Genomic DNA, 22,540 nt, shown 5'->3' with positions numbered 1-22,540 from the left:
AGCAGAAGAAGGCATGGTCTACAGCTTTACCCACGAAGCGGGAAAACATACTCTGGTCTTCAGCGATTCCAGTGCTCTGCTACCTTCGTTGGCTGAACCTGTCCCTTACAATGCCTTGTCAGGCGGCGTGTATGAAACCCCATACATTAGCCACTTTCGCTACCAATCCGAAGCACATGTCAGCGATGTCGAGCTCAAAGACTACAGCTTTAAAAAGCCTGCCTATTCGTTTAGCCGATCGGATCAGGGCGCTGAGCTGGATTACCAGCAGCCGACCTACTCACACTTTGATGCCCCGGGGCGTTATAAGGACGACCTCAATGGCACCGCGTTCACTCGCACCCGTTTAAGTTATTTACGCCGCGACGCTCAGCTAGCGGATGGTAAGAGTAACGAGTTCTTAATTCGTGCAGGCTACAAATTTACTCTCAGTGACCACCTCAATCGCGCCTTTAATCGCGATTGGTTGCTGGTTCGCGTCAGTCATCACGGTGAGCAGCCTCAGGCGCTGGAAGAAGAGAGCGGTCACGGCGCGACGACCTACAAAAATGAGTGGCAAGCTATTCCGGGGCATATCAACTGGCAAGCGACACCAGAAACCAAGCCAAGCGTTGACGGCCCGATGATCGCAACGGTTGTCGGCCCTGAGGGTGAAGAGATCTTCTGTGATGAACATGGCCGCGTGAAAGTGTACTTCCACTGGGATCGTTATGAGAACAGCCCAGAGCATCGTTCTTGCTGGGTACGTGTCTCGCAAGGCTGGGCGGGTAACCAGTACGGTATGATGGCCATTCCACGTATCGGTCACGAAGTGATCGTATCGTTTTTAAATGGCGACCCGGATCAGCCAATCATTACTGGCCGAACCTATCATGCGACCAACACGCCACCTTACTCGCTACCAGAGAATAAAACCAAAACTGTCCTGCGTAGTGAAACTCACCAAGGAGAAGGCTTTAACGAACTCAGCTTCGAAGATCAGGCAGACAAGGAACAAATCTACCTGCATGCGCAGAAGGATTTTGACTCCTTAGTGCTCAATGATATGACCACTCATGTCAAACACGACCAACACACTACGGTTGATAACGACCAGTTCACCCAGATTAAGAATAACCACCACTCAACCGTTGACGGCGAGAGTCGCACTCTGGTCAAACAAGATGCCACCTCGATTGTTGAAGGTAGCCTGCATCAAAAGGTCGGCGATCGTTACGCGATAGAGATTGGTGATGAGGCACACCTTAAAGCAGGCCTCAAAATCGTTATCGAAGCCGGCGCTGAATTGACCCTAAAAGCCGGCGGCAGCTTTGTCAAAGTGGACGCATCAGGCGTTAGTTTGGTTGGGGCGAAAGTCAACCTAAACTCCGGCGGTAGCCCAGGCAACGGTAGCGGCTATAGTGGCCTGCAAGCAGCCCTACCAATGGGATTGGAGTTGCAGCAAGCGCCGGAGGAGCTTTTAGTTGCTCCAATAACATCGACTATGACGAGTTTGCTCCCTGCTCTAGCGACTCTGGATGTATCTCTTACTGAGTTATGCCAAAAGCGCACTGATGGCAGCTGCTCTAAAACAAATTGTGAGTGTATCAATCATGATAGCTAAAAATCATAGTTACCTCATTCTGGATTCCATTCGGGTACCAGACGCAAAGAAAATATGTGCTCAAAATGAACAAGAGTGGCATCCCCTCTACTTGGGTACCGATTGGCAACATCAGGTAGATTTAAGCCCTATTTGCGTTCGTATAGAGCCTAACAGCACGATTTGGAATATGTGGGAAACAAACTCCGACTGGGCGACTAGCGGCATCATATTCACTTTCTCACCGCAAATCAGCTCAGAGCTAGCGATAGCCTCGCTACAAAGAAACATCACCGTTGCCAGCGAAGATGGGCGATTATTCCTGCTCAGGTTTTACTCTCCCTCTACGTTTGCCAAGATTGTTCAACATGGCGAACAAAAAGAGATCGACGGTATTTTGGGGCTCGCACAAACAGCCCAACTATCCCCTTTACTGTCGAATATCTACTCAACAGATAATGTAGAAAATCATAACAGCCAAGCTTCAAACACGATTCTTTCTAACAAACTCGTCAAGGAACTACTCGCATGAAAACCCACGTGATACGACGAGGAGAAACCCTCTCTCAGCTAGCCAAACACTACAATACCGATGTGGCTACACTACAAAAGCTAAATGCTGAACAGATCAAAGATATCGACCTTATCTTCGATGGCAACAAACTCATACTCCCAGAAGAAATAGACAACACATCAGGTGAACGGGCAGAAAAACAAACCTTTCCAAACAACCAGTTGGTGCTCGCTCAATGCTCGACTCCTAAGTATGTCGATGCTCTGTATGTCCCAGAACATCCACATACAAGAAAACAAATGTTGCTTCTCCTAACCGAAGAGGCAAAACAGTATGTCATCGAGGATCACCAGCGTTGCCAGCAAGCATTAAGTGGTGACAACAAAACAGTGTTGGCCCAACTCACCAAGCTAGGCGTCATGGATCAGTTTAACAGCATTACCCATGAAGTATTCCTCAGTCAGCTTGGCGACAATAAGGTCGCAGCCTACCGTAAAGCACTGCTTGAACGCTCTGCTTTAAAGAAAGCGTATAGCAATAATGAGCTAACGTTCCCGAATGATGATATCGAGATTGCCTTAGTCAACGTTAGCGTAAAAATTGATCGTATCGAACAGACTTACTCTAAAGCCGTTGAGAAAATCGAAAACGAAGCAATTGGTAGCCTCGTCCCTATACAGGGGGTATTTGGCGAAGTTATGCTCAAGCAAGATGCGATTGATGGCGCCCAATCACTCAAGGTCAAACAATTACGTAAGTTACAGCAAGAACTCATCGAAGACCTGGATGAAGCGATCAATAAGTTTGAGCAACAAGCAATGGAGCAAGCAGCCTGCACAACCATTGACGAGCAAGGCCATCAGTACAAGTTTTCAAATAAGCACGGATTCTATAGCTCTAATATCGAGCTGAACATCTACGACGCACTGGAAACCATCAATAAAGAGAAAAAATCCATTGGTCTGGACGACTCTCTTGATAGTAAAGACCTTAAAAGCACCAGCAAACTACCTTCGCTAAAAAAGGCTTACGACGTTTACTGTTACTGGGAAGATAAAGCCCATGCTGTCATTACAAAACTAAACAACCAGCAATTTGAATGGGAGCCAATGGCTTTCTTCAATGCCAATAGCGAAAACAGAATTAGTTACCGCAAATTTTTTGCAGCTGTGCATCGTTTGAATCAGACAGGGACCTATCTTAAAGAACAGTGCTTAAACAAAGATGAACTCTTTAAAGGCTGGCAAAGCGTTGAATCTATTCGTGAGGGGCTTGAGAATAAAAGCCCGAGTATCGATGCATTAATCGGCGACTTAAATAAGCTTAACAAAGACACGCCTATTGCTAGCGAACTTGGTTATTACAGTGCCTACGTATTGAACCTTGTATTACTACAAGAGATTGCGATCCGAATCCGGGATTTTTCTGAGCGATTTGGTAACAACGACAGCTATAATCAATACGTTAAGCAACTGTTCCTTTTCGCTGAAAATGCGCAAGAACGTTGCAAGGCCTTGCGTACGGAGGCTAACGGACGAGTAGACTCCCCAAACTTTGACTACCAAAGGACATCCATAACCTTCGTCGGTGACATTCCTGTCATAGAAACATCGGATCGAAGTGTTGTGCTCAATGAAGCCCAATGGAAGCCGAAAAACTTAGACAATCATATATTTGCCAACAACGGTGTGAACCAAAGAACCGTTGTTGAATGCGCTCTGTCTTCTGCCCCCCAAAAGCTCTTATATATTCTGTCAGACAGCCCAGTACTATCTACCGATATAGCGGAAAACAAAAAGTGCACTTCAATTGTTAACTTAAATTTAGCGACCTCTGTTAATAGACAAAAAGAGCAACTATCTAAGGCATTTAAACAAGCACTGGGTGGCTCTTCTGATGCAGTTCTCTCCTCTTTAAAATTTGAAAAATCGATTAGCTGGGCGAATATCAGCGATGTCATTTTTCCTTGGAGTAGTAAAGAGTACGAAAACGAAACACTTGGCATTACCGCAATGACAGAAACCAGTGGGGGAGCACAATTTGCTCGTTTTACCTACAGTGCTAGTACCGCGATTGACCAGGACACATTCAACAAAGGTACGTTAAAAGCCGAGTTTCAAACCGATTTCTCGCTGGCAAGTACCGAGCAAAAGATAACACTCAGACTGCCAGCGAGTGGGGACATGCAGTTGGACATCCCCTATCGTGTTCGTGACGACGAAAAGCGTCATACTGAAAACATCGGCTCCGCCGTGCTTGAAATAGAAGGAAAGGTCTATGGTGTGCTCGCGGCAAGCTTAAAAGTGTCTACTCAGCTCCACATCGGCAATATGGAAGAGTCTTCAGGAGAACAAGAAGTCCGCCCTCTCGGCATCAAAGGAACAGTACCAAGCAGAAGTGACTATACCAATTACAATGTGTCCGCCTTAGGCCAGCAAGGCAGCCGCCCTAGTACACTTGCGGCTGGAGCTACTGCGGAAGCAAAAGCGTTTGCTGGTCTAGAAGCTGGCGGGGTTCTGAGCTGTAAATTAGATTGGGCAAAAGATCAAAAAACCGCAAAGCAAAACCTATTTAAAGTCAGTTCTGGCTTTAAAGTCTCGGCAGGGATTGGGTATGATGGTGTATTCCAGTGCACGTTCAATAATGGCCGTTTTATCTTTATTACCGCGATGGCGGCCACGACGGGTATTGGTTTTGGCGGCAAATTTGCCACTGAGTTAAATCCTAAAGCCGCAGATGACTTCTTTGCTGCACTGCTTGGAGTCATGAACAACAAGGGTTTTCAGCGATTTGAGTTTTTTGACGAGTCTGGCAAAGCCAACAGTTTTGCCGAATTCAACAAAGTGCTGACGGTCGCCGCTGCATTCGGCTTAACAATCGGGCAAGTGATGATGCTGCCATTTAACATCATTGATGATATGGAGAAGCAAGCAACTGACGAAAAAAACGCCTACTTTGTCGCCAACTTTTTGCTTTCTGAACAGCACCAACAAGAAAACCAGAAATGGATTGCCAATATGCCTGCGGAGACATTAGCAAAATTATTGACAGTGTTAATTAATTACAATGACATTCCAAGTATTGGCTGGGGAGAAAGTTTTAATGAGAGCAGAAATATCGCCGCAGCCAGAAACCAAAATCAGCGTAAAGCGATCAATCAAATATTAGATTGGTTAGGGGGCAGCCGCGCAGATAAAGGGCAAATAATTCGCTTTGAGAATGCCCTGCAGCGAATGGGCTTAAAGCAACCAACCGAGTTTGAGAAGTCGCAGCAATGGCAACACTACGCTAAAAATGTCCTTAGCATACGGGATTTCTTTACTAAAGCCTTCTCACAACCTTATGAGAATCCAAATGATAAAGATAAAAACAAATATATGGAAGCATTAGACGATGAGTACGCAACCTTGCGCAAAAACATCAACTGGCTAACTAGAGAGCACAAAATCCTTGAGAAATCGTACCCAGCCCGTGCACGAATGAATATGGAATATGCAGTGCTACCTGCCAATCATATCGAGCAACTTGATCAATTTAAACTGCGCGGCTATCAGCTAAGCAACTGGCTACCAGAGAGATAAACCATGAAACAAACGTTATTTGTTTTCCTACTATTGTGCAGTGGCAAACTGTGGGCGATGACACCAGTGGAACAAGGGATCCGACTGTTTAACCAAAAAGAGTATCAACAAGCTCAGCAGATTTTCCAGCAACAATCTGAACAGGGTAGTGCTTACGCGACTTACTGGCTAGGCGTCACACAGTACAAGAATAGCCAGCAGTTTGAAGCTGGGCAGACCTTTTTAAAAGCAGCAGAAATGGGCAGCCCCTGGGCGATGGATGTATTGGCAGGAAATGGCAATAGCCCATGTAAATACCTTGGATGGGCATGCGATGCAGCTTGGAATGACAAAGCCATTCCCCTATGGGAAAAACAAGCATCCGAAGGGAATGGTAAAGCAATGTACCAACTCATTCTACGAGGTAAACCTTGGTGGGAAATAGTCCCCATCTATAAATATAAGAAATATAAAGAAATATACTCCAAGGCAATCCCTAATGGTGGGTATCGATTCTTAAATTCTAGCGTGGTTTGGGAATCGACAGAAGAAAAGTTGAAATACCTAACAATAGCCGCTAAACAAGGCTATGCTCCCGCCATGCTGTCCTTGTACTACTTTTTGCTGGAGCCTGAGACTTTGGATGAAGCGCTAAAGTGGAACCACAAAGCAATAAAACTGGGTTACCCTGATGCTGCAACCAGCCTTTACTATGCCTATTCTCAAGGTAAAAAAGATAGCAATGGCAACATAATCATCCCACCCGACGTTAAAAAAGCCTATTACTACAATCGTCTGTCTGGCGCATTAGGGGGGGAAGAGAAAGAAGCTTACTCAATTACACAGGAACATATACTTGACGAATATGGCTCCCCGTTAGCGGATGAAGATGGTAGACCAGTCATGAAGGATTTAATTACTCAAAAAGAACAAGCTGAATTAGATAAACAGGTTGCTGAGTTTGTCAAAGATATTAAGCCAAACATGTTCTTAGACGAAACGTCGTTAGAGCTCTTCTAGTCGCTCATTGAAGCGGCTTTTGACTACCATAAGAGATAAACCATGAAACAAACGTTATTTGTTTTCCTACTCTTGTGCAGTGGCAAGCTGTGGGCAACCTCCCCTATCGAACAAGGAATCCGCTTGTTTAACCAAAAAGAGTACCAACAAGCAGAACAAATCTTACGTCAGCAATCAGACCGAGGCAGTGCCCAGGCGACATTTTGGCTTGCGATAACGCAGTATAAAAACGGTCAACATTTCGATGCGGGAAACACTTTTTTAAAAGCCGCCCAGATGGGCGACCCTTGGGCTATGGGTGTTATGGGAGGAGGCAAATTATATGTAAATACACCATGTAGCTACCTTGGTTGGCCTTGTGATGAAAAGTGGCTCCCTAAAGCTCAACAAGGATGGACAAAGCTCGCCCAAGATGGTGATGGAAAGGCTGCTTTTGCCCTAAAAATAACCAAAAGAGAGTGGTGGGAATACATCCCTTTTTATCGCCAGACTAAATACAAAGAACTGGTTAGCAATGCAATCCCCAATGGTGGGTATCAATTCCTCGATTACAATACATATTGGGAGTCATTTGAAGATAAACTTCCGTACCTAAGGCTAGCTGCAAACCAAGGTCACGCCCCTGCCATGGTTTCTCTGTACTATTATTTGCTAGATCCTGAGCATTTGGATGAAGCTAAAAAGTGGATAAACAAAGCAATAGATTTGGGATACGCGGAAGCAGCCAGAGTCTTATACTACTCATACTCTCAAGGCGAAAAAGATAGTACTGGAAACGTAATAATCCAACCAGACCGAAAGAAAACTTATTATTACAACCGTATATCGGGAGCACTGGGAGGAGAACAAGAAGAAGACTCGAGAATTACTCAAAAAATGCTGGTAAAGAACAACCGCCCAGTGGTTGACCAAGATGGTGGTCCCGTATTCGAAATGCTCATCACTGAAGAAGAACAAGCTGAGTTAAATAGACAAGTTGAAGAACGTGTCAAAGATATTAAGCCAAACATGTTCTTAGATGAAACGTCGTTAGACCTCTTCTAGTCCCCCCTACAAAGCCGCTTATTGAAGCGGCTTTTTTAATTGCCCCTAAACCTCATACTTAGATTTATCACCGATGTCATAATGCCTTGGCATGCGCCACTTATAGATACTGGTGACAAAGAACAGAAGCGCCGATATTGCTGCCAATACCTTTGCCGCGATGTCGAAATCAATCACCAAACACAGCCACAAGACTGCCAATATTAAAGGCTGTAGACGCAGCCCTGGCACCTTGAAGCAATAATGCTCTTTGAAACACAACCCGCCCAAAGTAATAAACGCCCCTCCCATGCCTAGATACGGGTAGCCCAGCACAAAACATAGTAAGCCGACCCAAGTGGCAAATTGCAGCAGTAACCGAAACGACTTCATGTAGATGTGCAGCGAAGAGGCACACATAGCAGCGCATAACATGACCAAGCTTTCTATCGGTAAGCCACTGTGCCAGGGAAGTAGCGCAATCACAGGACAGGCTAAAGTAAATCCTAAGCGATAGATGATGACAGTGATGTGGTCATAGTGGTCCATCGGAGATTGAATATGTGGATCAGCCATTTTAAATCCTTGTCTGAGTAGCCCTAAAGCGACTTCTTGGTTATCGGGACACACGCGATAAGGATAAGCGTTTTAATGGCGTCTGTCCTTTTAACCTGAGTCGATTTACGCTTGAACTTGAATATCCACCAGAAGATTTAGTCTTATATGCCTTCTATGCATCGAGGAAACACGTGGCGAAAAAGGTTCCGATCTTCATTAGCCACTTACAGCAATATGCGAATAGTGATAAAAGTAGTGAAGACTGAAATGTAATATGCGGACAAAAGGAGACGACCATGCTCAATATGAACTTTGCTGAACGCATTGTGATCGATACCGAGTCAATGTCCTGGTTGGCCAGTCCAGCCCGAGGGGTATGGCGTAAACCTCTTGAACGTGAGGAGGCAGAATCAGGGCATACCACTAGTATCGTGCGCTACGAAGCCGGCTCGCAGTTTAAAACCCATCCGCATCCGATGGGCGAAGAAATATTGGTGCTCGATGGCGTGTTTTCAGATCAGTATGGCGACTACCCCGCCGGTACCTACATCCGTAACCCTCCCGGTAGCAGTCATGCTCCCTTTAGCAAGCAAGGCTGCACGATTCTGGTTAAACTCAACCAGTTCGATGCCAGAGATAGTGCAACCGTCAGGATCGATACCAGTAAACAGCAGTGGTTAGCGGGACAAGGAGGGCTGGAAGTGATGCCTTTGCACAACTTCGAGCATGAGCATGTCGCGTTAGTAAAATGGCCCGTTGGAGAAAGGTTTCAGCCACACAAACATTTTGGCGGCGAGGAAATTTTTGTTCTGTCTGGCGAGTTTCGGGATGAACATGGCCACTATCCACAAGGGAGTTGGATTCGTAGCCCTCATATGAGTGAGCATTTCCCGTTTGTCGAGCAGCAAACCATCATTTGGGTTAAAACCGGTCACCTGCCTTTAGGCTGATTGCATAGATAAGCTGGCATGACATCCAATGTCTCGTCAGCTTGATCTCCTTTTAACGGCCACCAGCCAGTTCAATAAAGGTTCCCGTTACGTAAGAGGCTTCATCCGACAGCAGCCATGCGATCGACTCCGCCACCTCCTCTGCTGTACCACCACGCTTAAGGGGCAGACTTGAGGCAAGGCGGTCTACACGGTCAGGTTCACCGCCGTCAGCGTGCATCTCAGTATAAATACAACCTGGTCTCACTCCATTGACCCGAATGCCTTCACCGGCTAACTCTAGTGATAACCCTTTGGTCAATGAGTCCATCGCACCTTTAGAAGCGGCATAGTCAATATATTCAAATGGGGCGCCCAGACGCGATGCGGCCGACGAGACATTAACGATCGCTTTCTTGTCTCCGTCTTGATGGATAAACGCCTTACAACATAAGAAGCAGCTGGTTACGTTAGCATTCATCACTTTTTGGAAACGCTCTAGCTCGATATCGCACAGTTTAGACTGAGTGAAGAGGATGCCCGCATTGTTGACCAGGTGTGTGACCATCCCATAACGCTGCTGGGTTGCCTCAAACATCGCTGCAACTTGCTTTTCTTCACAGACATCCGCCTGAAAAGCAAAGGCTTGCCCGCCCGATTCAAGGATCTGTTCAACGACCTGATTAGCGCGTTGATGATTGTTGATGTAGTTGACACATACTGCGTAACCTTTGCTCGCGAGCAGCTTTGCTGTCTGTGCGCCGATCCCTCTTCCAGCTCCGGTAACGATAACAACCTTGTCCATCCTATCTCCCAAATTCTCTGATTCCGCTAAGTAACTTTACACTGTAAAGCCCTGATAACTGGCTCCACAATAACACCATTGGGCCAGAGAAATTCATTTAATTATTTCAATAAAATAGAGAATAATCGGGGGGCGACCTGAGGCTCGCGCAAAAAAAAGACCTTAGATAAATACATAAGGCCTTAAAGTGGCAGCGTGTCACTACCTGAAATACCCCTAGCTGGGTATAGAGTCCCTAGAAGCGAGACAGGTTAATAATGAATTAAAATGAGCCACTCGTTTGAGTTTGTGTGCTGGTATTAACCGTATTGTTGCCACCAGATTGCCACTCGATCAGGGCACTGCTATCGCTTTCTGAACGCTTCAAACATTTCCATTCTAAGGATTCGCCACTTGGAACCTGAATGGTTGCCTGCCAAGTCGGGTAAGCCGCTGGATCCAGTTTTACAGCTTGCGCTGGTGCCCAACTACCTAGCTGACTGGCACTGCCGACTGCATAAACGCTTTGTCCCCACTGGGTGTAGCCGTTATTGCAAGTGAAAGTCACATCGGTAAGCTCTGTATTATCACTGGTTGTCTTACCATGCAGGACAATCGCTTCATTCTGATCAAGGTTCAGCGTCGCAGCGGACTGAGATACCGTCACGCCATCGCTACCAACCAGGCTGGTGTAGTAGTTGTCCGCCAGAGACAATGCAGAGACATTAATCGAGGTTGCAGCACCTCGGTTTAGAGCCACTAGCACAACATCATCTTCAAACTTGCGCTCATAAACCAGAATGTCGTCATTGAGCCACTTCTGACTGTAGCTACCTTGCTGAATCGCAGGACTGGTTTTTCTCAACTCAGTCAAAGCTTGAATGATCTTAAATGCTTCACTGTCCTGAGCGAAGCTTGGCATTACTTCACGGTTGTATGGATCGCTACCAACCTGACCAAACGCATTGGTGGTGAAGTTTGCGCTGTAATGCTCCGTACCGTAGTAGATGGCTGGTATACCACGTACCGTCATAGTCGCAACCAAGCCAAGGTCGACGCGTTTTTGGGCAAACGCTTCTGACTGGCCGCCCCCTGCTTCATTGTTACCCGGGCCGAACGTGCTGGCTGTCGAACGCAGTGCGGTCGAGATACGAGCCATATCATGGTTATCCATAAATACGACCTGCCAGTCATCGCTGGTGAACACATTGCTACGAGTTTCCAGATAGCTGTTTAGCGTCTGCATGGTATTGCCACTGCGGCCAACCAGCACACGTTCTAAAGTGTCACGGAAGCCAAAATCGAGCAGTGCCGAACCTGAAGTATTGGCATAATCGATCGCATAACCATCAATCCCTGTGGTTGTCGTTGCGCTGGCACCAAACCACTCGCCGAAGAAGTAAAACCCATCGCGGCCAATGGCCGATGCGTAGTTGTAGATGTCACCTGTCCATTGCTGGATAAACTCTTTATCCATGTGCTTAATCGCATCAATACGAATGGCATCAACACCCGCATCAATCCAGAATTTAGCGCCATCCAGCAGGTAGTTGTAAACCTGAGCATCAGACTGGTTGAAGTCAGAAAGATTAAATAGATTGTGGTTACGAACCTGATACCAGTTATTCCAGTCGGTCACGCCGCCATTGTGGTGATACCAGTTAGTGCCAGCCGCAACGTCAGTGTTGTAATCGGTAATGTACTGGCCGTCACGGTACAGTGCGCCATACTCGTTTTCATCGTTACCATTAGAGTGGTTTGGCGCATAGTCCAGTACCAGCTTCATGTTGTATTCAGGGGTGTGCATCAACTGGCTCAACTCTTTAAAGTCGTCCATGGTGCCTAAGTGCTCATCAACGCGGAAGAAGTCTTTACCCCAGTAGCCGTGGTAACCAGCCCCACCATTAACATCAAGGTTATCGGCATTATCTACCGGTGGAGTAATCCATATCGCAGTGATACCGAGAGATTTGAGATACGGCAGCTTGTTGATCAAACCTCTAATGTCACCACCCACGTACTTCTTGAGGTTGTTAGGGTCGTACGTCAATGGGTTATTGCCACTGTTATTCGTCGCATCGCCATCACTAAATCGGTCTAAGAAGACGAAATAGATAGTCTCCTGCCTGAAATCGTAGGTGCTGTCAGCTGCGGTTACTGCACTTATTGCTGGTGCCGAAAATCCGCCTCCGATGGCCAGTGTCGCAAGCAGAGCGCTGCAAATCAGTGTCCGTTTTTTCATTAGAGGTTCCCCGTTATTGTCATTAACTAAGCCGAGTAGGGTCGGCTGTGAATTAAGTTGTTTTCATTGTAAAAATCGAAGATATGGCAGAATTCAGTGTTGAGGTTGAAACGGAAAGTTCGACCAATATCTGCTGTCGTGATCGACTGATCTTGCACACGGGCAATCAGCTCTTTGCCACCAACAGTGAAGTAGAGGTATTTTTCGTTACCCAGATTCTCAACGACTGACAGCTTTCCTTCGAAGGTATTCAGTGTTTCCCCCTCTTGTGCCAGTGAGATATGCTCCGGACGGATTCCAAAGCAGACTGGGTTATCGACGAACTGCTCAAGCTCCGCTTGCATTGCTTTCGGGATCAGAATGCGGGCAGACGGTGCGATTTCGACGATAAGATTCTCGCCATCACGACGCAGCGCTGTATCGACCAGGTTCATTGCCGGAGAGCCGATAAAGCTGGCGACGAAACGATTAGCTGGGTAGTTGTAAAGGTTCGCTGGCGTATCAACCTGCATGATCTTGCCCTGGTTCAGAACACAGATACGGTCACCGAGCGTCAAAGCTTCGGTCTGATCGTGGGTAACATAAATCATGGTTGCCGGATTGCCTTCATCCTTAAGAGACTGATGAAGCTGGGCGATTTTCACCCGCATAGAAACACGCAGCTTGGCATCCAGATTCGATAGTGGCTCATCGAACAGAAAGACATCCGGTTTACGAACAATAGCGCGACCAACCGCCACACGCTGACGCTGACCACCAGACATCTCTTTTGGTTTACGGTAGAGGAGATCAGTGATTTCCAATTTCTCTGCCGCTTCTTCAACCCTTCTCTTAATTTCGTCTTTAGGCTTCTTCGCCATCTTTAGACCGAAAGCCATGTTGTCGAAAACCGTCTTGTGCGGGTAAAGAGCGTAGTTTTGAAACACCATCGCGATTCCGCGATCTTTCGGTGGTAAATCGTTGACTCTGCGATCACCAATATGAACATCACCAGATGAAATCGATTCAAGACCAGCAATCATTCTTAATGTGGTCGATTTAGCGCAGCCTGATGGGCCGACAAACACCATGAATTCGCCTTCATTGATCTCGAGATCAATCCCGTGTACCGCCTTGAAGCCGTTGTCATACTGTTTTTCTACTTGTTTTAGGCTAACTGTTGCCATGGGTACTCCAAATAAAGCTTTATAAACTCATAACTTACGGCACAACCTTTGTGCATTAAGCTATGAACTTAACGCCGCCAGAATAGCTCTGGCGGCACGGTATTACTGACAAGTGGCAATCATGGCGCGAATTGGCTTTTTATCTTCGCCAATCTGAATTGACCAGACATACTCGCCATCAGCAGGGATTTCGACTCGGGTGTTTTTAGCAAAACCACCGCGCTTCAGAGCGATTTCCTGATTGACGCCCATTTTGCGTCCCGACACCGTAAATTGCGGGTTCCAGTTCATCGTTGCAAACTGGACATTAACCACGCCAGCTTTCTCTTGATGAACAACCTGATAGATGCCATCGCCCTTATGGCTCATTTCGCGGTCTTCCAAGTGAATCCACTGACCTTCATCAAAGGTTCCGACGACAAACAGTGACGGACGAATCGGACCGCGATCCTCAACCGTAGGCAAATCACATTTCGCCAGCAGACTATCCGTATTCGTCGGGATAACTTGGTTGGTATTTTCACTGGTGCTGGAACAGCCAGCAGCAAGAGCACTTAGTAACAGAGGTAAAATGACTTTTTTCATCATAAATCCTTAACGATTGAATTAGGCCTTACAGCCAGTGAATAAGCGTTTAAGCCAGTGGCTAGGCTGGTCAGAATTTGACGTAGTTTTAGACTGTTTTTTGCTATCAAACTGGCGAGTAAGCTTGTTTAGCACCGCCAGGTTTTTGTAATAAGCACGAGCATCTTTGGCCGGGTAACCAAATAGGTCGCTATGAGCAGGAAATGACTGGCTGACGCCTGATTTAGCTTTGATGACTGAGTGGTCACCGATAGTGATATGGCCAGCAGTGCCAGCCTGTCCGTGGACAATGACATGATTACCAAGAACGGTGTGTCCGGCTAAACCTACCTGAGAAACCAGCAGACAATGCTGACCCACTTTGCAGTCATGACCAATCTGGACCAGGTTATCTATCTTAGTCCCTTTGCCAATCACGGTGTTTCCCAGAGTACCGCGGTCTATGGTGTTGTTACAGCCGATCTCAACATCGTCCTCGATGATAACTCGTCCGACACTTTCAACTCGTTCGAATTCGCCATGTTGGCCATTCATATATTCGAAGCTGAAATTACCGATGGAGTTGTTGGAGTCGATGGTAACGTTATTGCCAATCACCGTGCCCTCTTTAATCACCGTATTGGCATGAATGGCAACATTTTCGCCAATGGTCACACCATTCATGATTTTTACGCCAGGCATAAAGTGGCAGTTGTTGCCAATAGTGCAGTGCTTGCCGATATAGATATCGGGATTGTCTGAGGTATTACCCTGCTCAAACAGTTGATACTTATGTACTTTGTAATAACGTAGCAGGGCATTCAGTGTTTGCGCTTTAAGCGACTCAATCACTATCTTACATCTGGCGTTGCTGGTTAAAATGCTTGCAGGTCCTATGATCACGTCCGCTTTTGAACTTTCAATCAATTTGAGCTCAGCTTTAGAAAATACGATGGCTAATCCCCCTTCATCAGGGTTATTCAGCGGCACAATCGTATCCACAGTTAAACTCGGGTCACCATCTATCTGGCCGCCAATTAACTGGGCAATTTCTGAAACTGTGATCATAGGATTTCCTTAAGCAAATAAACGATTTTTACAGACGGTAAATAGCCTGAACAAAGAAGGTGTTCTGCTCAACGACCTTCTCTTCTCCAGCAAACTTAGTGAAAGTTTCGGTATCTTTGGCCCACTCGTACTCACCTTTAAGTAACCAGTTATCACCGACAGACTGTTCGTACCCCATAGTGGCTTTACGAATATCTTTAAAGTACTGCTCTCCTGCATTCCCACCTTGTGTATGTTTGGTGTCGTTTTCACCGTAACGGGCACGAACGTATAAAGTACCAGCCTCTTCAAAGCTGTACTGCACGATTGGCTCAACATACTTTTCAGTAAAGTCGCTGATTTCATTGATTGCACCAGCAGCGGTTCTATCGTCGTTATCCTTGATTTGATAGAAGAGCTCTAAGCCCAGTTCCCAGTTGCCAAAACGTTTATAGGGCTTAACTAACACCGAGTAACCTTCTTCAACTCGAGTCCCCCACGCCGATCTATCTTCGTCGTTGTAGAGATATTCAAGGTTGGACTGGAAGCCTGCATCGTACTCATTGCTATAGAAGTTGAAGTAAGGACGAACACTATGCTCAGCGCTTTTAGTTCGTAAGTTGTTAGTTCCCCCTGTATTGACAATTGTGCCTAACGAGTATTCAAGGTCATAGATAACTCCCGTTTCAAAACCGTTCGGCAATGAGAACTTTTTATCAATCGAAATCAGGTGTTTATAGCCATCTTCTGTTTCAACGTACGAGCGGTCCTGATTGCGCTTAACGCGCTCTGTCAATTTAAATGCGTACAGAGAAGAGAAGTTCCAGTGGGCGTTTTTATAAAACAGTCCAAGCACTTCATGGGTGGTAGTGCGTTCATTTTCAGTGTTTCCACCGTAGGATTGATAAGTTGTAATATCCTTGTCTTCATATTCAATCGACGTTCCAACATGGCCGCCAAAATCTAAGGCTTGAGTCAGAATATTACCGCCCATTTCGTGGGGAGCCGGTCCATTTTCAGCAGCAAAAGCAGCAGGTGCAGAGCTCAGAGCGCAAGCAATACTGAGCGAGAGTACAGTCCTGTTCACAGTGTTTCCTTAACCTCATAGAGGTGGATTCTATTGATATTAATCGGATTCAAAAGTAGTAGTTCAGCCTGAACGCCTAACCATTGTTCTGCATCTGAATATTATTTGCTCGCTGAATGAGATTTAAATGAGATCTTGGTCACTCGAATCCGGACAGTAGTTTGATGAACATCACTAAAATCAGGGATAAACTCAAGTTAATGGCCATTAATGACAAAGCAATCAATAAAGATATAAGCAAGACAAAACTGGCTTCAATCCGTTATAAGACAAGCACTTTAATCGATTTAGATCACATTTAGACGCTATTTTAAGCAGTTTTCAATTGACTAAAATCTCCATCCGCCTCAATTTAGTAGTATATCGTGAACTACTAAATTGGATGCAACAATGAAAACCAAGTTATTGACCAGTCAAATACTGCTCACCACTCTTGTTAGCGCCACTGCCATGGCACAGCCGATTGAACCGGAACCAGGTGCAAATCTGTTAGTCTGGACCGATCACACAACCGTCGATTACATGAAGTACGCCGCCAACCAGTTCAATCAGGATTCGGGCTATGAGGTGGAGTTCACTTTCCGTGGACTGGCACCGATTGATGCCGCTTCACGATTAATTCAGGATGGAGGCTCAGCTCGAGTCGCTGATGTGGCTGAAATTGAGCATGACCTGCTTGGTCGCTTAGTCGTAGCCGGTGGTGCGATGGAAAATCTGGTATCCGCTGAACACATCAACTCTCACTTCTTACAAAGTGCGGTCAACGCAGCAAACTCTGAGGGTAAAAGCTACGGCTTCCCGGTTAGTTTTGCCACTACGGCTCTGTTCTACAACAAGGATCTTCTGCCACAGGCTCCAGAGTCTTTTGAACAGATCATTGAGTTCTCTAAATCATTTAATGACAACAAAGAACACAAATATGCCCTGCTTTGGGACGTGCAGAATTACTATGAATCACGCATGTTCCTGACCCTGTACGGGGCTTACGAATTTGGTGATAACGGTACAAACGCCAAAGATATCGGTATCGCTTCGGAGCAAGCACAGCAAGGCTTACAAGCGATGAAAAAGCTACAGGCTGCAAACAGTGCTAACCCAATGGATATGCGTAACCCTCAGGTAAGACGAGGTTTATTCAGTGAAGGTAAGGTCGCAGCAATCATCGATGGCCCATGGGCAATTCAGGGCTACGAAGCTTCTGGAGTGAACTATGGTGTCATTCCAATTCCAACTCTGGATGGCAAACAGCCGCGAACCTTCTCAACAGTCCGTCTGGCGGTTGTGTCTTCTTTCACCAACTATCCTAAAGCCGCTCAACTGTTTGCCAGCTACCTAAGTAGCGACAAGATGCTTAAAAAGCGCTACGAGATGACGAAATCTATCCCGCCAGTTCAGGCTGTCATGGAGGAGATCATTGTCGATGCAGATGAAGCGACTTACGCGATCATCGGCCAGGGTTACTTCGCCGACGCTATGCCGTCCATTCCTGAAATGGGTTATTTGTGGTCACCAATGGCAAGTGCAATGACTTCATTATGGGTCAATGACAAGTCACCAGAGAAGGTGTTAAAGCGCGCCGAGTCAGTGATCAAAGAACAGATCAGTTTACAGGAGTAAGAGATGTTGTTGTCTCAAACTCGAATGCAACCAATGATCAACGCTTCAGTTTTTATCATGGGCCTGACGCAAATGCGTCAGGGTCATTGGGTAAAAGGTTTGGTTTGGTTGTTCATTCAGCTACTTTTTATCTTTAGCATTCCAGAGCTTAGCCTGGCGTTAAAGCAGCTCATTACTCTCGGCGATGTAGCTCAGACACGCGAAGGCTTTACCATCATTCAGGGCGATCACTCTGTATTCCTGTTGGTTGAAGGTGTGATTGCTCTGATCGCCGTGTTTGTTTTTCTGTGCTTATACGCACTCAACATCAATGATGCCAAGTCCTGCCAGCCGTGTCAGCTGTCAGCGTCCGAGCAGATCAAAGCGATATATGACAGACAGTTTGCTTTGCTGGTTCTTTCGCCAGCAATGTTAACCAGTATCGCCTTTATCATTATGCCGATTGTCATTACGGTACTGGTCTCATTTACCAACTACTCAGCGCCTCATCATATTCCGCCAAGGAACTTGGTTGACTGGGTCGGGTTTAAGAACTTTATCGCCCTGTTTGAGCTGAGAATTTGGTCGAATACCTTTATTGGCGTTGCGACCTGGACAGTAATGTGGGCCATTCTGGCGACTATCTGCACCTGTGGTTTTGGCTTTGTACTGGCACTGGCGTTGTCCAACAAGAACATCAAAGCGAAAAAAGCGTGGCGCTTCGTTTTTATCTTGCCTTATGCGATTCCCGCTTTCGTTACTCTGCTGATGTTCCGACTGCTGTTAAATGGGGTGGGCCCGGTTAACGCGACCCTGAATAGCTGGGGCTTTGATTCCGTTGCTTTTCTCTCCGATCCATGGATGGCGAAAATCACGGTGATAGCGGTCAGCGTCTGGGTCGGTGCACCCTACTTCATGCTGCTTATTTCAGGAGCCTTAACCAATATTCCTCAAGACCTTTACGAGGCTAGTGAGGTCGATGGTGCCAACAAGTTCCAGCAGTTCAGGGAAATCACCCTGCCGATGGTGTTGCATCAGGTCGCCCCTTCTCTGGTGATGACGTTTGCCCATAACTTCAACAACTTTGGCGCAATCTTCCTGTTAACCGAAGGCGGACCGATCAACCCAGAGTACCGATTTGCTGGTCATACCGACATCTTAATTACCTGGATTTACAAACTCACACTCGACTTCCAGCAGTACCAAATCGCCTCTGTGATTTCGATAATTATTTTCTTGTTCTTGTCAGTGATTGCAATCTGGCAGTTCCGACGGATGTCTTCGTTTAACGATGATGTGGGGATGAAGTAATGAAGTTTCTGTTGCAAAAATTAGCCACAGGCTTGGTCTATCTGTTCCTGTTAACCAATGCGTTACTGGTTTTAGGGCCGGTTATCTGGACAGTATTAGCGTCGTTCAAACCGGGCAGCAATATGTTCAGCTCGTCATTTTCCGGCTGGAGCTTTTCACTAGAGCATTATGTGGCACTGTTTCAGGATACCCCTTACCTACAGTGGTATCTCAACACCTTCGCCCTGGCGACAGCGAATATGCTGATTTCTCTGGTGGTTGTCACCATGACCGCTTACGTGTTCTCACGCTATCGATTTAAAGGTAAACGCAATGTCTTGATGGGTGTGCTGGTATTGCAGATGTTCCCTGCCTTCTTATCGATGACAGCGATTTATATTCTGCTATCGAAACTCAACATGATCGATACCTATGCAGGTCTGTTGTTTGTCTACGTCGCTGGCTCGCTACCGTTTATGACCTGGTTAGTGAAGGGCTACTTCGATGCGATTCCGACGTCACTCGATGAGGCGGCAAAAATCGACGGCGCAGGTCATATGACTATTTTTATCGAGATCATCTTACCTCTGGCGAGACCGATCTTGGTGTTTGTCGCTCTGGTGTCATTTACTGGCCCGTGGATGGACTTCATTCTGCCAACTCTGATCTTACGCAGCGAAGAGAAAATGACTCTGGCTATCGGCATCTTCAGTTGGATCACCTCTAACTCGGCAGAAAACTTTACTCTGTTTGCCGCAGGCTCTCTGCTGGTAGCAATACCGATCACTCTGCTTTTTGTTGCGACTCAAAAACACATCACCACAGGCTTAGTGAGTGGTGCAGTAAAAGAATAATAACAGGATCTAATTTATGATTACCCGAAGCTCACTAACACACACAGTTAAAAGTGCGGACAGCTACGCTTACGATGAGCAGACTCTGCACCTGAGACTTAAATGTGCCAAAGACGAAGTTGAGCGCGTTAGCTTATGGATAGGTGACCCTTACCGCTGGGCGGAAGGAGGCTTGGACGGTGGTAACCTGGGCGGCAGCGATGCTCATGGCTGGGTCGGTGGCAACGAAGTTCCAATGGAACGAGAAGGTGTCACCGAACATCACGACCACTGGTTTGCGGAGTTTACACCGCCTAAACGCCGCAGTCGTTACGGTTTTATTCTCTACGGCAAAGATGGTGAAAAAATACTGTTTGGCGAGAAACGCACCGTTGATTTAGACAGTAAGGCAGCGGAAGAAACTGAGCTGAGCAATCTAAGCAATTTCTTCTGCTTCCCTTATATCAATCCAAAAGATGTTCTGGTCACTCCACAATGGACCAAGTCGACCGTTTGGTATCAGATCTTCCCTGAACGATTTGCCAACGGCAGACCAGAAATAAGCCCGAAAAATGCTGAGCCATGGGGAAGCGTTCCTACCTCAAGCAACTTTATGGGCGGTGATTTATGGGGCGTAATCGAACATCTCGATTACCTTAAAAATTTGGGGGTCAACGGACTCTATCTGTGCCCAATCTTTACTGCCAATACCAGCCATAAGTACGACACGGTTGATTACTTCAATGTCGATCCTCACTTTGGCGGCAATGAAGCATTCAGAGCTCTGATTAAAGAGGCGCATGATCGAGGCATGAAAGTGATGCTCGATGCGGTGTTCAATCACATCGGCGATCAACATCCGTTCTGGTTAGACGTGGTTAAGAACGGCGAAAAATCTCAATACGCAGACTGGTTTTGGATCAATCAGTTCCCCGTTTATCCCGACACTGACAAATCGGAGTGGGACTGCTGGAACTTCAACTACGAAACGTTTGGCAACGTACTTGAGATGCCAAAGCTCAACACTGAACATCAGCCATGTCGTGAATACCTGTTAGATGTCGCTCGCTACTGGGTAGAAGAGTTCGACATCGACGGCTGGAGACTGGATGTCGCCAATGAAGTTGACCACCAGTTCTGGCGCGAGTTTCGCAACGTAGTTAAGCAGGTAAAACCAGACTGCTACATTCTGGGGGAGATTTGGCACGAAGGTATGCCATGGTTGCGTGGTGATCAGTACGATTCGTTAATGAACTACCCTATGACTCAGGCCATTACCGATTACTTTGCCCTTGATGCCCAGAACAAACAGCAGTTTATGGAGACTGTCACAGGCGCTTATCTGGCCTATCCACGCAACGTTAACGAAGCGATGTTTAACTTGCTAGAAAGCCATGATACCACTCGCTTAATTAGTCTTTGCGGTAACGATCTTCGTCGGGCGAAACTCGCCTATCTGTTTATGTTCACTCAAGCTGGTGCTCCCTGCATTTACTATGGCGGCGAAGTCGCGATGGAAGGGAGAAAAGGCATGGGACTTGAAGATAACCGCCGCTGTATGAACTGGGCTCCGAACCAGACAGAGCTCGATTTCAAAGCCTTCATTGAACAAATGATCGAGCTAAGAAAAGGCGATGACAGCTTTAATCAACCATACATCGACTGGCTAGAGACTCACCATCCTACCGTTGTCGGCTATCAACGCGGCTCAAGACGCTTCCTGATCAACAACAGCGACTCTCCGGCCAGCGTAACGCTAGATAATCGTGACATCAGTTTACCGGCTTACGGTTACTGGTACAACTAAGCGAGGGGAAAGCATGCATCTGGGGATCTCGATAGACAAAGTTCAACTCAAGGCGACGGTGCTTGATGAGCAGCTCAATACCGTATATTCCAGTCAGCAAAGCCTTAATCAGACCGCGCTGGAAGTTAAACAGCAGGTGTTTCAGTTGGTGGACAACTTCCAATGGGCATACAGTACATTCTGTTCGATTGGGTTGGCGATGACTGAGGAAGTTCAAGTCTGGCTTGAGCGTCATCAATTGGCGTTACCCACCCTGATTGAACAGCACTATCGAATCCCTTGCAGCAAGAGCAACTTTGTCGAAGCTGGTTTACAGAGTTCACCTGATGTCTTATCGCAGATAAAACTCGGAGAAGTGCTGTGCGTTGTACTCGATAACGAGTGCGAGCTTTACTCATGCAGTAGAACTCGTCGAGGTATTTCTCAACGCACCATGCGCTCGATACCCTGGGCGCATGTCGCTCTTCCGGACTATGACTTCGTCCTTGATGGCCTCGTTACTAGCTGCAGTTGTGCGAGTGAAGCCTGTACTGAACAGTTTGTTTCGGTTTCTGGATTGGAGCGACAATATGAGCAGATCCTGCTTAAACGCGCCAATGTAAAAGAGATATTTTGCGCATTAGAATCTGGAGACCCTATTGCCGCACGTACCTATCGACGCTACATCGATCAGTTGGCTCGCGCACTCAAGCCACATATCGAAAATAGCTTGCCAAGAAGCTTGCTAATACTTGGCAGCGTGTCGCGCTATGCACACATCTCAAGTGACCTAAAAGTTGCCCTTAGTCGCTATTGCAACCTCTCCCCGCTGCCAGCAATGCTGGCTCTGCCCTACGAGGATTTTTCTATTGCTCACGGAGCAGTTCAAACAAAAGCGCAACTACTTGCACGTCAAGTTAGGCTTAGAGCTTAACCAGTGATAATCTAACCAAAGTGGA

Annotated in this window: 18 protein-coding genes and 1 pseudogene; 12 read left to right on the top strand and 7 right to left on the bottom strand. The window is 46.6% G+C overall.

What is annotated here, in order from left to right; genetic code table 11:
- The 5 genes from tssI to RH46_RS13295 form a co-directional block, all read left to right on the top strand.
- Window positions 1–1,603 (top strand): type VI secretion system tip protein TssI/VgrG (gene tssI, locus RH46_RS13315; protein ID WP_006880001.1); only part of this gene is annotated, 1,603 nt, incomplete at its 5' end.
- Window positions 1,554–2,114 carry a DUF4123 domain-containing protein gene (locus RH46_RS13310; protein ID WP_241210055.1) on the top strand — a complete coding sequence of 187 codons (561 nt, stop codon included), beginning with the start codon at window positions 1,554–1,556 and terminating at the stop codon, window positions 2,112–2,114. The genes tssI and RH46_RS13310, both read left to right, overlap by 50 nt.
- On the top strand, window positions 2,111–5,677 hold the full coding sequence (locus tag RH46_RS13305; RefSeq protein WP_006879999.1) for a LysM peptidoglycan-binding domain-containing protein: 3,567 nt from the start codon (window positions 2,111–2,113) through the stop codon (window positions 5,675–5,677). Before RH46_RS13310 ends, RH46_RS13305 begins: the two co-directional genes overlap by 4 nt.
- 3 nt (window positions 5,678–5,680) lie before the next feature.
- Window positions 5,681–6,676, top strand: coding sequence for a tetratricopeptide repeat protein (locus RH46_RS13300; RefSeq protein WP_006879998.1), 996 nt, complete (start codon window positions 5,681–5,683; stop codon window positions 6,674–6,676).
- Between the two features lie 42 nt (window positions 6,677–6,718).
- Window positions 6,719–7,720: an SEL1-like repeat protein gene (locus RH46_RS13295; RefSeq protein WP_006879997.1), complete on the top strand. Its 1,002-nt coding sequence runs from the start codon at window positions 6,719–6,721 to the stop codon at window positions 7,718–7,720.
- A 45-nt stretch (window positions 7,721–7,765) separates the two neighbouring features.
- Here the strand turns inward: RH46_RS13295 and RH46_RS13290 are convergent, their stop codons facing one another.
- Window positions 7,766–8,275 carry a DUF2301 domain-containing membrane protein gene (locus RH46_RS13290; RefSeq protein ID WP_006879996.1) on the bottom strand — a complete coding sequence of 170 codons (510 nt, stop codon included), beginning with the start codon at window positions 8,273–8,275 and terminating at the stop codon, window positions 7,766–7,768.
- 110 nt (window positions 8,276–8,385) lie between these two features.
- Between RH46_RS13290 and RH46_RS22485 the strand changes: the two are divergent.
- Both RH46_RS22485 and RH46_RS13285 read left to right on the top strand, forming a co-directional pair.
- Window positions 8,386–8,523 (top strand): annotated as a pseudogene (locus RH46_RS22485) (LysR family transcriptional regulator); the annotation flags it as partial.
- Between the two features lie 30 nt (window positions 8,524–8,553).
- Entirely contained in the window at window positions 8,554–9,207 is a 654-nt protein-coding gene (locus tag RH46_RS13285) for a cupin domain-containing protein (protein WP_006879995.1), read from the top strand.
- 52 nt (window positions 9,208–9,259) lie between these two features.
- Here RH46_RS13285 and RH46_RS13280 read toward each other — a convergent pair whose 3' ends face one another.
- The 6 genes from RH46_RS13280 to RH46_RS13255 form a co-directional block, all read right to left on the bottom strand.
- Complete coding sequence (locus tag RH46_RS13280) at window positions 9,260–9,991, bottom strand: SDR family oxidoreductase (RefSeq protein ID WP_006879994.1); 732 nt, start codon at window positions 9,989–9,991, stop codon at window positions 9,260–9,262.
- A 262-nt stretch (window positions 9,992–10,253) separates the two neighbouring features.
- Complete coding sequence (locus tag RH46_RS13275) at window positions 10,254–12,212, bottom strand: alpha-amylase family glycosyl hydrolase (protein ID WP_006879993.1); 1,959 nt, start codon at window positions 12,210–12,212, stop codon at window positions 10,254–10,256.
- A gap of 26 nt (window positions 12,213–12,238) precedes the next feature.
- Window positions 12,239–13,378 carry an ABC transporter ATP-binding protein gene (locus RH46_RS13270; RefSeq protein WP_006879992.1) on the bottom strand — a complete coding sequence of 380 codons (1,140 nt, stop codon included), beginning with the start codon at window positions 13,376–13,378 and terminating at the stop codon, window positions 12,239–12,241.
- 102 nt (window positions 13,379–13,480) lie between these two features.
- On the bottom strand, window positions 13,481–13,966 hold the full coding sequence (locus RH46_RS13265) for a hypothetical protein (RefSeq protein ID WP_040895840.1): 486 nt from the start codon (window positions 13,964–13,966) through the stop codon (window positions 13,481–13,483).
- 18 nt (window positions 13,967–13,984) lie between these two features.
- Window positions 13,985–15,010 (bottom strand): UDP-3-O-(3-hydroxymyristoyl)glucosamine N-acyltransferase, encoded by a 1,026-nt coding sequence (gene lpxD / locus RH46_RS13260; RefSeq protein ID WP_006879990.1) that lies wholly within the window; start codon window positions 15,008–15,010, stop codon window positions 13,985–13,987.
- Between the two features lie 28 nt (window positions 15,011–15,038).
- Window positions 15,039–16,076, bottom strand: a complete 1,038-nt coding sequence (locus RH46_RS13255) for a hypothetical protein (protein WP_006879989.1) — start codon at window positions 16,074–16,076, stop codon at window positions 15,039–15,041.
- A gap of 390 nt (window positions 16,077–16,466) precedes the next feature.
- On the opposite strand from RH46_RS13255, the gene RH46_RS13250 reads away from it, so the two are divergent.
- From RH46_RS13250 to RH46_RS21635, 5 genes are read left to right on the top strand one after another with little or no spacing between them, the layout of a single operon-like run.
- A complete protein-coding gene (locus RH46_RS13250; RefSeq protein ID WP_006879987.1) occupies window positions 16,467–17,693 on the top strand; it encodes a sugar ABC transporter substrate-binding protein in 1,227 nt (408 codons plus the stop codon).
- A 3-nt stretch (window positions 17,694–17,696) separates the two neighbouring features.
- Window positions 17,697–18,983 carry a carbohydrate ABC transporter permease gene (locus tag RH46_RS13245; RefSeq protein WP_006879986.1) on the top strand — a complete coding sequence of 429 codons (1,287 nt, stop codon included), beginning with the start codon at window positions 17,697–17,699 and terminating at the stop codon, window positions 18,981–18,983.
- Window positions 18,983–19,816, top strand: a complete 834-nt coding sequence (locus RH46_RS13240) for a sugar ABC transporter permease (RefSeq protein WP_006879985.1) — start codon at window positions 18,983–18,985, stop codon at window positions 19,814–19,816. Before RH46_RS13245 ends, RH46_RS13240 begins: the two co-directional genes overlap by 1 nt.
- Window positions 19,817–19,832: 16 nt before the next feature.
- Window positions 19,833–21,602 (top strand): glycoside hydrolase family 13 protein, encoded by a 1,770-nt coding sequence (locus RH46_RS13235; RefSeq protein WP_006879984.1) that lies wholly within the window; start codon window positions 19,833–19,835, stop codon window positions 21,600–21,602.
- A gap of 13 nt (window positions 21,603–21,615) precedes the next feature.
- A complete protein-coding gene (locus RH46_RS21635) occupies window positions 21,616–22,515 on the top strand; it encodes an ROK family protein (protein WP_006879983.1) in 900 nt (299 codons plus the stop codon).
- Window positions 22,516–22,540 lie beyond the last annotated feature (25 nt).

The sequence above is a fragment of the Vibrio brasiliensis LMG 20546 genome (assembly GCF_000189255.1).
In the GTDB taxonomy this organism is placed as follows: Bacteria; Pseudomonadota; Gammaproteobacteria; order Enterobacterales; family Vibrionaceae; genus Vibrio; species Vibrio brasiliensis.
Note: the sequence above shows the minus strand (reverse complement) of the source record. Positions and strands in the feature narration are given on the sequence as shown.